The following is a 314-nucleotide window of genomic DNA, read 5'->3' as shown; positions in this document are numbered from 1 at the left end:
CTGAACAGCGTGCGCGTGCTGACCACGCCGTTTGCCGAGGTTTCGATCGAGTTTGCCGTGAGCCAAAGACGCAAGGCGAGCCAAGCGAGATAAAGGCTGCTGGCCACGCGCAGCACTTTGGGCAGCCAGCTCAGCGACTGCGCAGCATGGGTGAAGCAAAGTCCCCAGAGGGTAATCGACACCAGGTACCCGGCCAGTTCGGCGGCGGTCAGATGCACGGAGCGGCGCAGACCCTGCCTCAAACCGGCTGCGGCGAGCAGGGTGTTGGTGGGCCCCGGCATGAGCAGCACGATCGCGCAGCCCGAGACCATCAG

At 65.0% G+C, this 314-nt stretch carries 1 protein-coding gene; it reads right to left on the bottom strand.

The genetic code is table 11. From position 1 onward, the window contains the following. Positions 1 to 314, bottom strand: a 314-nt coding sequence (locus U5A52_RS43185) for a LysE family transporter (protein WP_415774147.1), incomplete at both ends; no start/stop codon positions are given.

The organism is Paraburkholderia sp. J8-2 (genome assembly GCF_905220195.1).
In the GTDB taxonomy this organism is placed as follows: domain Bacteria; phylum Pseudomonadota; class Gammaproteobacteria; order Burkholderiales; family Burkholderiaceae; genus Paraburkholderia.
The sequence above is the reverse complement of the archived record's forward strand: the minus strand, read 5'-3'. Positions and strand labels throughout refer to the sequence as shown.